The organism is Rhodococcus sp. 27YEA15, assembly GCF_049739425.1.
Lineage (GTDB): Bacteria > Actinomycetota > Actinomycetes > Mycobacteriales > Mycobacteriaceae > Rhodococcus_F.
Map to the genome: position 1 here is coordinate 4,519,908 of NZ_JBMHHW010000001.1, position 12,883 is coordinate 4,532,790.

Consider the following 12,883-nt stretch of genomic DNA (forward strand, 5'->3'; position numbering starts at 1 on the left):
TCACCGTGTGAAGGTCAAATCCTTCGCACTGGTCAGTCGTCGGGGCCACCTTTGAGCTCGAGGCTGATCTGATCGGCGTCCAGCACCTCGAGTACGGTCGCGAGCATCCTGCCGTCGAACAGTCCGTCGTCGCGCGCGTCGAGCACGGCCTGACGTTGGGCGTCGAGCACCGCGAGTTGATACCGCTTCGACGAACCGTCCGAGACGACGGCCACTGCCGCACTGTCGAGGAGCTCGAGTATCCGTCGACGCTCGTCGATATCGGAATCCACGGTGGTGCCGGGCGAAGACCCCACTCCGAGCACGACTCGTTTCAGCGTCCCACCCTGCAGGATCAATGATCCGGCGGCAACCAGGAAGGCGATCAGGATGAGCAACGGTCGACTGGGCGTATCCTCCGGAAGTGTCTGTGCCGCAGCCAGGGTAACGGCACCTCGCATTCCGGCCCAGACGACTACAGTTCCTTCACGCCAACCCAACGGCGCGGCAAGATAGTAGTCGATATCCGCGGCCGTGCGTCGCAGTCGTGTCTTGAACCTCTCGAGCTGATTGTCGGACGGCTCCCACGGTTTGTCGCCGCGGCGGCCCTTGAACTCACCGTACTGCTCCGGATTCTCGAGTTGGTTCGTGTAATCATGCAAAGTGGGTTTGATCTTCTCGCGGCGACGGGCCACCGCCTGCAATGCTCGCAGCAGCGGCGCCACGTACACAGCTCGAACCACAACCGTCAGTGCAAGAGCGCCTGCCGCAACGAGTATCGCGGCGGGAATACCTTGGTGCTCCGCTCGAACGTCCTCGATGATCGACGAGAGTTCCAGGCCCATGACGAGAAAGACGCTGCCTTCCAACACCAACTCCACAGTGCGCCAATTCTGCGCATCCGACAGTCGATGACTCGGCGACAGTGTCCGGGGCGCGCCGTATCCGGTGACAAGCCCGGCGACGACTGCGGCAACCAGGCCGGAGGCACCCAATTCCTCCGCCGGAATGGACGCCAGGAACGGCACGGTGAACGAGATGACCGTGTTGGCCGTCGAATCGGTGATTCTGGCCCGGACCATCAGATTGACCTTGCCGACGAGGAAACCGATCACAACGGCAACGACGACGGCAAAAGCGAACTTGCCCAACACACTCCACAGCGATACGGACGCCGCAGTACCGGCGATCGCGGTGCGCAACAGCACCAGCGCCGTCGCGTCGTTGAGCAGGCTCTCGCCTTCGAGAATCGATACCACCCGTGGCGAGACCGGCAGCTTCTTGGCGATAGACGTCGCCACCGCGTCGGTCGGGCTCACGATCGCACCGAGGGCAATGCCCCACCAAATCCCCAGGCCTGGGATCACCCAGGTGAAGAACGCGCCGAGGACAAGGGAACTGACCACCACGAGCAGGACGGACAGCGCACCGATCGAACCGAACTCGCGACGAAAATCCATGGACGGCATCGATACCGACGCCGAGTACAGTAGCGGCGGAAGGACTCCGGCCAGAATCCATTCCGGATCGATATGGACGGCGGGAACCCACGGCAGCAGACTGACCCCGATTCCGACCACCACCAGAAGCAACGGTGCTGCCACCCCGATCCTTGCTCCGAGCGTCGAAGCCGCGACGATGCCGAGCAGTCCGAGAACCACGATGATCAGAGCGTCCATTGCTGTCCCCTTAGAGCGCGAATTTTGTCAGCTCTTTTTACACCCGCACCGATTCTGCGGGGGATACGCGCCACGCCACGCCGATCAGGACAAGGGCAAATGCCGAAGCCGGCCACAGGGCGTGAAGACCGATACCTCGGTGCGCCACTGCTCCCAGAACAGCACCGGCGATCAATCCGGCACACATTCCGAAGTGTTCCAACCACGCCCACTTCGGACCACCCAGAAACGCGCCGGTAAGTCGCTGGGCCATCTTGACCAACGCGCCCGTCATATATGTGACACCGATGGTGACCTCACCGTCCCGCTGGAACACGGAGTTGACCGCGCCCATCGACAACGCCATCGCTGACACCGCCCCGGCGGTGACGGCGAAGCTGCTCAGAACCGACCCGATACCCAACAAGACTGCGACGATCGCCAGCACGGTCACCTTGCGTGTGCGTAGTGAATACCGCTCGGTGACGTGAGTGACGACGGTACCGAGTGCAATTCCGACGAGAAACAGCGCAATCACACCGCCGGCCACCCCCGCAGCCGACCACAAGCCGTCCGCCGCCGAAACGCTTGCCTGGGTCATGTTTCCGCTCATGAACGAGACGAACGGGCCACCCAAGACGATGAAACCCAGAGCGTCCACGTAGCCGGCCAAACCGGCAAGAGCGATGGCCAGACCGATCAGCGATCTGCTGTAGCCCGGCACCGCCCCGACCGTCAGCTCAGTTTGCTGGTGCGCAGTTCATGGCCCTTGGAGGTCTTGCACCGGCCGGTTTCGAGATCCCACTGCCAACCATGCAGATCACAGGTGAGGTTTGTTCCGTCCACCTTGCCGAATTTCGACAGATCAGCCTTCAAGTGCGGGCAGCGACGCTGGATCTCGTATCCACCGAGTTCGATGGACGCGCTGTCGTCATGAGCCTCGGAGAACCAGCCGTCCGCATACGCGATCCGCTCGTCGGTGAGGCACTTGAAGAACGTGTAGAGGAACTCGTTGTAACCGCCGATACGCCACGCCGTGAACCGCGTCGACAGGAAGATGGTGTTGACCCAGTCCGGCTCGTCGTCACGCAGAACCGTGCGTACCAACTCCGGTGCGATACGGAAACCGTAGCGGTACTTACCTTCTCCTTCGATCGGCTCGCGAACGATCCGCTTCGGGAAGTCGAGAACGACGGTCTCTTCGCCCATGACGAGTCCGACGGGGTAGCCGATGCCGTCGCAGATCAGATCGGACTGCGCCATGATCGGCTCGAACTTGGCCTTGAGCCCGTCCAGAAGCGGCTCGCCTTCCGCCGGTGCCCACGACGCCTTCTGCGCGTCGATGACCGGAGCCATCTTCTGCGCCATCTGCTCGATGTACTCGGCCTTGTTCGAGAAGATGCGGTCGACGTCGGCGTCGGGAATCGGATGCGTCAACCCGACCTTCTCACTGCCACGAAGCTCGACGGTGGAACCGGGGATCATGAGAAGCCCGCGGTCGTTGCCGTTGATGTGCATCTGCTCGAGGAAGGTGATCTGATCCGGGAAGATGTTTCCCTCGTCACCATGATCGTCGTTGAGGTAACGCAGATCGTCGTCGAGGAATACCGGCGGTCCGGCAGAGGGAACCACCCAGCTCGCGTCCACCTGCGCGATGTAGTTTCGGCACCGGTCCATGCCGCGCTGACGCTTCTGCTTGCCGAAGTTCCGCTTGGTGCCCTTGGGGATGTCGTAGACCATCGGGTACCAGATTGCGCCCGAGTACTGCAGAAGGTGAATGTCGATCTTGCCGAAACCCTCGGTCATCGGATCGAGGTCCACGGGGCGGGCGTCGTTCATGTTGAAACAGGTGGTCTCCCCGTCCGAGACGATCAGCCCGGAGTCGCCGATCGGCCCGTCGGCAGGCGCGCGCAAGGCGATGATCATGATGTCAAGGTCGCCCTTGGGGCCGGACACCGTGTGCTTGACCGAATCCTCGGTCTCGAAGAACTTGTGGAAACCGAGCTTCTCCAGCTCACGCTTGAGATCCGGGACCGGGTAGTCGGGGAGCAGAACCGTTGCGTCCTTGTTGACGTGCGCGATCAGGTTCTTCGGGTCGAAATGATCCTTGTGCAGATGCGAGACGTACAGGTAGTCGCAGTTCCCGAGCGAATCCCAGTCGAGCTCGGTGTTGTCCGGAAACGGTACCCAGGACGCGAAGTACGTCGGAGTGACCCACGGATCGCACAGGATGGATCCGGCCGCCGTCTGGATGTGAAATCCCGCGTGGCCGACACTGGTGATCTGCATAACAACCTCCGAAATCGTACTGCTGGTCGGAAACCAGCATAGTCGGCGAAATCAGGGCCGAATCGCGATCCGGCAGGCCACGGTTGTGACGTCGAGTACCCGTTCAGGCGGTCGGTGCACACGCTCAGATCCGAATCGCGGCCTGCCGCTATCACTATGGGCGTTGAAACGTCACTGCCCGCAATCCATCTGTTCATCCTCCCGGATCACGAAGCAACGGCTTACGCCCGGATTCGTCTCCGCAAGCAGTCTCTCGCCCTCCGACGCTTGACGCTCTCGTAACGTCAACCTCTAGCGTCGAGCGTGCCGGAAGTTCCGGTACGAGTTCAGCGAAGGAACGTGACATGGTCTTCTCGATCGTGGAAGTAGCGCGAATGTCCGGAGTCACGTCGCGGACACTTCGCCACTATGACGCCATCGGCCTGCTTCCACCTGCCGGTGTCTCCGGCAACGGGTACCGCTACTACGAACAGGAAGAACTGCTGCGGTTGCAGCAGATCCTGGTGTTGCGCGAATTGGATCTCGGCCTCGCCGAAATCGCCTCGATTCTCGACGAGCAGACCGATCGAGTGCAGTCGCTGCGAAACCATCTGGAGAGGTTGGTCCGCGAACGAGATCGCCTCACTCGCGTGGCCGACACCGTTGCACGAACCATCGACGAACTCGCGAGAAACGAGGGGAAGCAAAACATGTCAGAGATTGCACGACCGGAGAATCTCTTCGACGGCTTCGATCCCACCGAGCACGAGCACGAAGCGCAGCAACGGTGGCCGGATCAGTGGGCACAGTCGAAGAAGTTCACCGACACGCTGACTCCGACCGACACCGAACGCATGCAGCGCGAACAAACCGCTGCCATGATTCGGATGGCCGAACTCATGACAGCCGGTCTGGGAGTGGACGACGCACAGGTCCAGGTGGAAATCGAACGTGCGTACCAGTCGATTCGTCGAATGTGGACGCCTGATGCGCAGGCATTCAAGGGTTTGGGGCAGATGTATGTCGACGATCCACGCTTCGCCGCGACCTACGACGCGATAACACCGGGACTTGCCGCCTTCTACCGTGATGCCATGGCCGTGTACGCCGACGCCCGCTTGGGTTAGGGCAGTCTCACCGATCCCGGGTATTGCGGTTATCGGCAGTCGATGTACTCGATGTAGGCCACACCCGAGACTTCACGGTCACGGTAGCGCCCGGTGTAGTCGTACGTGCCGACGTACCCGGCACCGAGACCGTAGGAGTAGCCGCCTCCGGACCGACCTTCGACGGTGATCAGCTCACGACCGTCGTCGTCGAGAACGTGCCAGGAGAGCGACGCCGGAAGCCGCATCGTGCGGCCGTCGGGTGTGCGGCGCGGTTCCGGTTCGTATTCGTCTACCCGGAAACCGAATCCGCGAGTGAATACCGTACCGGGATCGTCGAGTGAGCGGATGTACACCGCCTTCTGGACGGGGAATCCGGCTGGCCCCAGAACCTGAACCAGCAGGGCCTGGGTGCGGTCGTCGAGATTGAGGACATGATAGGTGAAGAACTTTGCCGGCACCCGGGGGCGCATAGACCTTGTCAGACTGTGCATTCCGATACCGGAAGCATATTCGACGGTGCACAGCCCCTCGACGTCGATGCGACCCCCCTGATGCTCGACGTACCCGCGATACGTCGACAGCAGACTCCAATGCCGATACACGCCTGGAACGTTAGCGAAGTGCGAAACCGTGTCCGTGGCTTCGATCTCGAGTTCGACGGTCACATCCTGATGTGACCGTCGAACGGTGAAGTACGGGTACACGCCGTTGATCTCGAGTTCGTTACCGAACCTCAGACGGCTGCCGTCCGGGGCGAACTCGCAGTCGTGAGCAATGCTGTGCACCAGAAACTGTCCGCTGTCCATGGATGCGGTCGCAGACGAGGTGTAGACGGTATCCGGCGCCGTCGTGGTGATCTCGAGGTCATTGGCGAAGATCGTGACACCGGGGGTGCCGACGATCGACATGACTCCGAACGCGCGATGCGGCTCAGGAAGATCCGGCACCATCACTCCGTAGTGCACCCAGTTCCGCAATCGACCTTGTGGAGGCGGCATCGGCGTACCGGGATCGAACGGCTTGCCGTTCACCCGGCCCGTCCGGTTCACCAACTCCGTCAACCGCCTGGCCACACCCGGCGAATCAACCACTGTTCCCCCCAGTATTCGAAGAAGATCCGAACTACGTGAGCGCGTCGGCTCGAGCAACCGTTCGATCCGAGGAGTTCCGCCGCGGCACCCGCTCGCGGATCTCGGCCGGTGTGACCACGCGCGGATCGACAGGCCGATCGTCACGCAGATGACGTGCGAGCACCTTCCCGGTCATCGGCGCAATGACCTTCAATGCCTTGGTCATGTTCTTCGGTGAGCTACCGGCACGGACAGCCATGCGGGTGGCCGGCACTATCGCCTTGTCCACCAGGGCCGGCTGATCGAATCCGCCCATGGTGCGCATCCACTGCGGAAGCGTCGCGATGGTGGCCGGAGCAACCATCCGGCTGAACGCGGCAAACTTGGTCTTGCCCTGCGCGCGTGGAGTTCTCAACAGATAGTGCATCGCCCGATTCGCCCGCTCGGACGTGCACAACCTCGGCCTGACCTCGGCGAAGTAGTCACGGACCTCGGCACGTGAGCGTGGAACCTCGGACGGCTTACACGTCTGCAGTTCTGCGGCGATCACACATTCGTCCCAGTACCGCTGCTCGTCTGCTGCGGAAAGCGGTCCCGGTCCGTACATCTCGTAGCACTTCAACACCGAATGCCAACCCGTGACGTGAATCCACAGCTGCGATGCCGGATTGTTGGCGCTGTACCGCGTGCCGGTGATCGGTTCGATTCCCGTTGCCTTCGCGTGAACGGTCATGAGGTGGTCGGACAGTTCCATCGCTGTTCGGCCGTCTGCAGTGGCAACGGTGAGGAAGTATGCCAGCGTGCGGTCCAACCGGCCGGCAGGATCGCTGTAGATGCCACTCATGTCGGCGACCGCCGCAGCCAGATACGGATCGAAGTGTTCCAGAACAACCGAGCGCTGAAATCCGATCAGCGCGGTGGGCGCCGCCCAGATCTTCCAACTCGGCGAGCCCGGGCCGAAAAACCCGTAGTCCTCGCGCGGCCGATTCCCGAAGTGCTCAGACATTGTGCGATCCTCCGTTCATCGCGTATGCACCGGACAGTCCGACGACGTGCTGCCAGACGTTCTCGAATCTTTCAGCCGCGAACTCGGGACGGCGGATTGCAGCGAGCGCCAATCGCTGCTGCGGCACACTGGCACTGGGCTTTCCGTGCAGCTCGACCGCCGCCGCGCTGAAATCGCGGACGAGGACGTCGAAGATCTGGTCGAGGATGTCCCCGGTGGCCAACCCGCTGTCGCGGCCGAGGATCTCGGCCTGTTCGAGAATCAACTGGCCGTAGACGACGAGAGTGAAGAGTTCGGTGATCGCCAAGCCGAAGTCGAGGTCCACCTGCTGAGCCGCGTCCGGCGCGGCTTCGGCGAGCAGCGTCACCAACGACTCCGCCTGCGAGACGAAGAGCGCGACGTTGGGAATGTCCGCCGATCGTGCGTACACCGCGCGCCAGTCGCCGAACCGGACCTTGGACAGCCCTCGCGCCGGTCCCTGACGGAAGAGGAATTCGTCGTCGGCGCCGTCACGTCGAGTCGGAATCTCCGGGAAGTTCTCCGGTGCAAAGAGATACGCAGGCATGAACTTCGCGATCAGTGCCAGGTTGACGGCAACGGTGCCCTCCAACTTGGGCAGGCCGTCGACGTCCATCTTGGCCACTGCCAGATAGCTGTCCTTCTCGAACCCCTTGGCTGCGGCGATGTCGGAAAGCAATCCGATCACCTTCTGCGCTTCGGTGGTGACCTTCATCTTGGTGACCGGATTGAACAGCAGGTAGCGGCGATCGTCCTCGGATGCGCTGCGAAAGTAATCCACTGCTCGGTCCGAGAAGAGTCGCATCGCGAGCAGTCGAGCATACGCGTCGACGAACTCGCGCCGCACGTGCGGGAAATTCGTGACGGGATTGCCAAAGAGAATTCTGTTGTGAGCGTGGGTGATCGTCTCGTAGAAGGCGTGGGTGGACATCCCGATTCCACCGAAGCACAGGTTGAACTTGCCGATGTTGACGGTGTTGAGCGCAGCACTGAACGCAGCCTCGCCGGTGTGCAGAATATCGTGGGCCGCAACAGGGTAGTTGTCGAGCGAGAACTCGGCGACGTACATCTGGGCGGGCACGATGTTCTTGACGACGGAGAATGCGGGATGCTCGAAGTCGGCGTAGAAGAACACGTACTGGTCAGCGCCCTCGACGCCGTTCACCCGCCCGAAGACGGATACGGTGTTGGCGCAGTTGCCGTTTCCGATGTAGTACTTCGAGCCACTGGCCAGGTATCCGCCGTCTCCGTCCGGCGCCAGGACCATGTCCGTCGAGTAGACGTCGGCTCCGTGTTCCTTCTCCGACAGACCGAATGCGGCGACGCCGCCCGCCTCGAGCGACGCGGCGGCCCGCGCCCTGGCCGGTTCGTTCTCGCTCTGCCACACCGGACCGAGACCGAGGATGGTTACCTGCCACGGGTACCAGTAGTTGAGACCGTAGAAGCCCAGAATCTCGGACAGCGCGGCAATGCGACTGGTGTCCCAGCGCTTGTCCGGATCACCAACGGCATCACGCGTCGGAGTGAGGAAGGTGGCGAACAGTCCTTCTTCGGCCGCGAAGTCGAGGAAATCCGAGTAGAAGACCTTCTCGTGGTAATCGGAAAGCAGCCGATCCTTTCCCCTCGACTCGAACCATTCGACCGTAGCTCGGAGCAGCTTACGGGTGGTTTCGTCGAAATCCTGCGGGTCGTACGCAGTCGGTTGAAGCAGAAGTTCGTTCGGCGACGTCATTGCGATGGTCTCCCTCGAAATCTCGGCGCGACTGCGCGGGCAGCCACTCGAATACAACGCCACCGTAACAATTGCGCCGACTGAATACAACGGTTGTGTATTATTCATCCGAAAGGTGCAGGCAGATTAAGGTGAGAGCCGAGGTGAGGCACACGATGACCAGGTCAGAATCCGACACAACGACGACCCCCCGGCGGAAATACGCACCCCGCATGGCACCTGAGCAGCGCCGCGAGCAACTCCTGGATGCAGCATTCGAGGTCACTGGACGCATCGGGCTCCACAACTTGAGCATGGAGGCCGTTGCCACCGAGGCCGGCGTGGGCAAGCCGGTTCTCTACACGGTCTTCGACACCCGCACCGATCTGGTGGAAGCGCTGCTCCGACGTGAACACGAGCGCGCCGTCGCGCAAGCACTGTCCACGATGCCGACCGACCTGAGCGAACTGGGCCCGGCGGCGTCGTACGCCGGAACGGTCGGAGCCTTCGTCGACGCCGTACTCGAGAACCCCACACGCTGGCGACTGATTCTCACGACACCGGAAAACGCGCCCACCGAGTATCACGAACTGCTCAGACTCGCCCGTACCGCGATCCTCGCCCGAGCCGAAGAACTCGCGCGGGCGGGCATCGCTCTCGAACCGCACCTCGAGGGACTCGATCCTGTCCTGCTCGCGCACACCATGCTGTCGTTCGCCGAGATGCTCGGCCGGTTGGCGGTCGGCGATCCAGAGGTCTTCACCCGCGAGAGGCTCGCAGCGTTCGCCGTCACCCTGGCCCAGTCGGTCGGTCGGCGACGCGAGTTGTCGGCCGACTCTGCTTCAATGCCCTCATGACATCACCCTCGATCGAACCGCTCCAGCTGTTCGAGACCTCCGCAGGCACGTGGTCCCTGATGCTGACGGATCAGTATTTCGGGAAAGTCGCATCGGTCTTCGAGCAGACCGAGGGGTTCGAGGGCAACGGATACGACTGGGGCTCCGTCGCCGAGGCAGTGGTCGGGCGCGATGCACCACACCTGAAAAATCGCTTCGGCACCGATCCGGAGGCCGGCATGTTCGTCGCCTACGGAACCGACCACGAAGCGCTTACCGAACTCGGAATTCTTCTTGCCAAAGCCTATTCGGATGTCGAATATCTGAGCGGGCTGATCGAGATTTCGGAACCCGACTAGATCCGCCCGGCCTGTCCGTAGTCGGCCACTGCGGACAGGCCGTCGCCTCAGGCTCCCTGAAGTGCCGCGAGTTCGACGGCAACGTCGATCAGCATGTCTTCTTGCCCACCGACGTACCCTCGTTTGCCGACCTCACGCAGCAGTACGTGCGAGGGCACCCCGTATCGCTGGGCCACGCGCCTGGCGTGAAGGAGGAACGACGAGTACACCCCGGCCCGGCCCTGGATGATCGAATCGCGATCCGCCCACGGCACCTGCGTGAGAAACGGATGTACGACGTCCGCTGCTGCGGCCAGTACGAGGTCGAGGTCCAGCCCCGTCTCCACCCCCAGACGTTCGAACGCAGCGACCAGCGCCTCGGTGGGCGAATTTCCGGCACCGGCTCCCAACGCGCACAACGTACCGTCGATCTGACGCGCACCCGCCTGGTAGGCCACCAACGAATTAGCCACGCCGAGAGTGAGATTCTGGTGACCATGCAGACCGACCTGTGCCTGACCGCCGATCTCGGCCACCAGCGCCTCCACCCGCGCGCGGGCGTCGTCGGGCAGCAACGCGCCGGCCGAATCGACGACGTACACACACTCACAGCCCGCATCGACCATTATTCGTGCCTGCGCCGCCAGAGCTTCGGGGCTCACCATGTGCGAGAGCATCAGGAAACCCACGGTTTCCATACCCATTCGGCGCGCCGCGCCGAAGTGCTGCGCCGCAACATCCGCCTCGGTGCAGTGCGTGGCTACACGCACTATCGATGCGCCCGCCTCCTGCGCGCGCCGGAGATCGTGCAGCGTACCGATTCCCGGAACGAGCAGGACCGCGATCCGCGCTCGCTCGGCGGTGTCGACTGCCGCCCTGATCAATTCGATGTCAGGTGTCGACGAAAACCCGTAGTTGAACGACGAACCACCGATACCGTCGCCGTGACTCACCTCGATCACCGAGACGCCTGCTACATCCAATGCGCGCACGACGTCCGTGACCTGCTCCACGGTGAAACGGTGCGACACTGCATGACTGCCGTCACGCAACGTCGTGTCGGTGATGCGTAGAGGTACTGTATCGATACTCATGTCAGACAGCGGCTTTCGGAGTAGTGGCGATGGTCTCGGCGATGCGGGCGGCTGCGGCGGTGATGATGTCCAGATTGCCTGCCCATGGCGGTAGGTAATCTCCGTTGCCGCGGACCTCGAGCAACGTCGTCACCCTCCCCCATCCGTTCCACTCCGGCCTCGGTGAATCGAACTGCGGGTCCGCCCGCAACTGGTAGCCCGGTACATATTCCTGCACCCGCGCGACCAGCGTGTGGATGGACTCGAGAACCTCGGCGTGATCGGCGTCGGGAGTCAGCGCACAATACACGGTGTTACGCATGATCATCGGCGGATCGGCCGGGTTGAGGATGATCACGGCCTTGCCCGATCGTGCGCCGCCGACCGATTCCACCGCCCTCGAGGTGGTCTCGGTGAACTCGTCGATGTTGGCACGGGTGCCCGGCCCGGCCGAACGCGAGGAGATAGTCGCCACGATCTCGGCATAGGGCACCTCGGTCACTCGGGAGACCGCATGGACGATCGGAATGGTCGCTTGCCCGCCACACGTGATCATGTTCAGATTGGGAGCAGCGCGATGTTCGTCGAGATTGACTGCCGGACACACGAACGGGCCTATCGCAGCAGGCGTGAGATCGACAGCCTGAATCCCCGCCGCCGCATATCGTGGCGCGTTGGCCGAATGTGCTCCGGCCGATGTCGCCTCGAAGACGATGTCGGGGAGAACGTCGCGCTCCAACAGCCAATCCACCCCACCTGCACTGGCTTCGACGCCGCGCTGACGGGCTCGCTCCAAACCGTCGGAGGTCGGATCGACCCCCACCATGTAGGCCACGTCGACCGCGCCGGAGTTCTGCAGTTTCGCAAGTAGGTCGGTGCCGATGTTCCCCGGGCCGACGATGGCTGCGATCGGTTTGCTCATTGATGCTCCTGTTCGTCTCGATTGCCCCTCGACAATCCCGCAGCGAGCGGCCAGAATGCTATCCGTGAGTCCCATTCATCGGACCGAGGGCGAAATTTCCGCCATCGGTCGATCCACCGAGATACTGAAGACATTCCGAGACAGCTCAGGCGTTCTCAGCGCTGCCGCCCTGGTCCGGCGCACCGGCATGGCCAAGACCACCGTGTACCGAATGGTGGACGATCTCGTTCGCGTCGGCCTGCTCGAGCGGCAGGGAACCAACTACCGCCTCGGATTGCTTCTTTTCGAGATCGGCGAGTCGGTGCCGCGCCAGCGCAATCTACGTGAAGCCGCGCGCCGACATCTCTCGGCTCTGCGTGAAGCCACCGGCCACAACGTCGGGCTCGCGGTGCTCGACGGTTTCGAAGTGGTCTACCTGGACGTTTTCCGTGGCGATGACGGGCCTCGACTGCCGCAGCACATCGGTGGCCGCTGGCCGGCTCACGCGAGCTGCTCCGGCAAGGCGGTACTGGCGTTCACCGATCAGGCGGATATCGCCATTCCCGCAGTACTGAAAGCGCACACCGAGAACACCATCACCGATCCGGCACTCTTCGAACGTGAACTGGAACGAATACGCAAGCGCGGCGTAGCTTTCGACCGGCAGGAGGCGCTGCCGCGAATAGTCGGGGCCGCAGCACCGATCCTCGGGCCCGAGAACGAGGTGCTCGGAGCCATCTCCATCTCGGGTATGGCAGGCCGGATCAACCTCACCCGGATCGACGCGGCCGTACGTACTACAGCGATCGCGATTTCCCGTGACCTGGCGGGCGCACAATCGGTGGTCCGGCCGGTACTGCAGCGGCATTGAGCAGTATCTGCAGCGACACTGCGCAGTACCTGCAGCGACACTGCG

General features: G+C 62.5%; 12 protein-coding genes. 4 read left to right on the plus strand and 8 right to left on the minus strand.

What is annotated here, in order from left to right; all coding sequences use genetic code 11:
- Positions 1–32: 32 nt before the first annotated feature.
- The 3 genes from ABH922_RS21175 to ABH922_RS21185 are packed head-to-tail and all read right to left on the minus strand — an operon-like array spanning position 33 to position 3,926.
- Entirely contained in the window at positions 33–1,658 is a 1,626-nt protein-coding gene (locus ABH922_RS21175; RefSeq protein WP_424808786.1) for a cation:proton antiporter, read from the minus strand.
- Between the two features lie 37 nt (positions 1,659–1,695).
- Positions 1,696–2,361 (minus strand): YoaK family protein, encoded by a 666-nt coding sequence (locus tag ABH922_RS21180; protein ID WP_424808787.1) that lies wholly within the window; start codon positions 2,359–2,361, stop codon positions 1,696–1,698.
- An 11-nt stretch (positions 2,362–2,372) separates the two neighbouring features.
- Positions 2,373–3,926 (minus strand): Rieske 2Fe-2S domain-containing protein, encoded by a 1,554-nt coding sequence (locus ABH922_RS21185; RefSeq protein ID WP_424808788.1) that lies wholly within the window; start codon positions 3,924–3,926, stop codon positions 2,373–2,375.
- 344 nt (positions 3,927–4,270) lie between these two features.
- Here ABH922_RS21185 and ABH922_RS21190 point away from each other — a divergent pair, with 344 nt between their 5' ends.
- Complete coding sequence (locus tag ABH922_RS21190) at positions 4,271–5,032, plus strand: MerR family transcriptional regulator (RefSeq protein WP_424808789.1); 762 nt, start codon at positions 4,271–4,273, stop codon at positions 5,030–5,032.
- Positions 5,033–5,061: 29 nt separating this feature from the next.
- Here ABH922_RS21190 and ABH922_RS21195 read toward each other — a convergent pair whose 3' ends face one another.
- From ABH922_RS21195 to ABH922_RS21205, 3 genes are read right to left on the minus strand one after another with little or no spacing between them, the layout of a single operon-like run.
- Complete coding sequence (locus ABH922_RS21195) at positions 5,062–6,105, minus strand: DUF6670 family protein (protein ID WP_424808790.1); 1,044 nt, start codon at positions 6,103–6,105, stop codon at positions 5,062–5,064.
- A gap of 31 nt (positions 6,106–6,136) precedes the next feature.
- Entirely contained in the window at positions 6,137–7,090 is a 954-nt protein-coding gene (locus tag ABH922_RS21200; protein WP_424808791.1) for an oxygenase MpaB family protein, read from the minus strand.
- Entirely contained in the window at positions 7,083–8,861 is a 1,779-nt protein-coding gene (locus ABH922_RS21205) for an acyl-CoA dehydrogenase (protein ID WP_424809750.1), read from the minus strand. The genes ABH922_RS21200 and ABH922_RS21205 overlap by 8 nt, the downstream gene beginning before the upstream one ends.
- A 134-nt stretch (positions 8,862–8,995) precedes the next feature.
- Here ABH922_RS21205 and ABH922_RS21210 point away from each other — a divergent pair, with 134 nt between their 5' ends.
- Together ABH922_RS21210 and ABH922_RS21215 are read left to right on the plus strand one after the other, a co-directional pair.
- Positions 8,996–9,676 carry a TetR/AcrR family transcriptional regulator gene (locus ABH922_RS21210; protein ID WP_424808792.1) on the plus strand — a complete coding sequence of 227 codons (681 nt, stop codon included), beginning with the start codon at positions 8,996–8,998 and terminating at the stop codon, positions 9,674–9,676.
- The gene (locus ABH922_RS21215; RefSeq protein ID WP_424808793.1) at positions 9,673–10,014 is read left to right on the plus strand and encodes an Imm51 family immunity protein; all 342 of its coding nucleotides are present in this window, start codon (positions 9,673–9,675) and stop codon (positions 10,012–10,014) included. The genes ABH922_RS21210 and ABH922_RS21215 overlap by 4 nt, the downstream gene beginning before the upstream one ends.
- Before the next feature lie 47 nt (positions 10,015–10,061).
- Here the strand turns inward: ABH922_RS21215 and dmpG are convergent, their stop codons facing one another.
- Positions 10,062–11,087: a 4-hydroxy-2-oxovalerate aldolase gene (dmpG, locus tag ABH922_RS21220; RefSeq protein ID WP_424808794.1), complete on the minus strand. Its 1,026-nt coding sequence runs from the start codon at positions 11,085–11,087 to the stop codon at positions 10,062–10,064.
- 1 nt (position 11,088) lies between these two features.
- Complete coding sequence (locus ABH922_RS21225; protein ID WP_424808795.1) at positions 11,089–11,988, minus strand: acetaldehyde dehydrogenase (acetylating); 900 nt, start codon at positions 11,986–11,988, stop codon at positions 11,089–11,091.
- A 64-nt stretch (positions 11,989–12,052) separates the two neighbouring features.
- On the opposite strand from ABH922_RS21225, the gene ABH922_RS21230 reads away from it, so the two are divergent.
- Positions 12,053–12,838, plus strand: a complete 786-nt coding sequence (locus ABH922_RS21230) for an IclR family transcriptional regulator (protein ID WP_424808796.1) — start codon at positions 12,053–12,055, stop codon at positions 12,836–12,838.
- Positions 12,839–12,883: the final 45 nt, after the last annotated feature.